Source organism: Mycobacterium simiae (genome assembly GCF_008370645.1).
Taxonomy (GTDB): domain Bacteria; phylum Actinomycetota; class Actinomycetes; order Mycobacteriales; family Mycobacteriaceae; genus Mycobacterium; species Mycobacterium simiae_A.
Genome location: NZ_VTZN01000492.1, coordinates 1 through 573 on the forward strand (window position 1 = coordinate 1; position 573 = coordinate 573).

Genomic DNA, 573 nt, shown 5'->3' on the forward strand with positions numbered 1-573 from the left:
CGGACCTATCCTGGCCGTGTCGGTCGCGATCGCCCTCATCGGGCTGCTTGCGCTGCCGGGATACCGGACAAACTACGATACGAAGGATTATATTCCGGCATCGATCCCGGGCAATGTTGGCGATGCAGCCGCTAGCCGCCATTTCTCCCAGGCCAGGATGAGTCCGGAGTTGCTCATGCTCGAATCCGATCACGATATGCGAAATTCTGCTGACATGATGGTGATCGATCGGATAACAAGAGCGGTTTTTCACTTGCCCGGTATTGCGCAAGTGAAAACGATAACAAGGCCGCTCGGAAAGCCGACTGATCACTCATCAATCCCGTACCAGCTCAGCATGCAGAATATTATCCAGGTCGAGAATATGCAGTATATGAAGCAGCGTATGTCCGATATGATAGCTCAGGCCGATGCCATGCAGCAGTCGATCGACACTATGCAACGCATGTACGAGGTCATGAGCCAGACGGTCGTGGTGACCCACAACATGGCCGTCATTACGCGTGAGATGAGCGCGGTCACGGATCAATTGCGGGACCATATCGCAGATTTCGAGGATTTCTGGCGGCCGAT

Annotated in this window: 1 pseudogene; it reads left to right on the forward strand. The window is 54.1% G+C overall.

Annotated features, from left to right (window positions below):
• Positions 1–16 precede the first annotated feature (16 nt).
• Positions 17–573: pseudogene (locus F0Q45_RS26585) on the forward strand (MMPL family RND transporter); the annotation flags it as partial.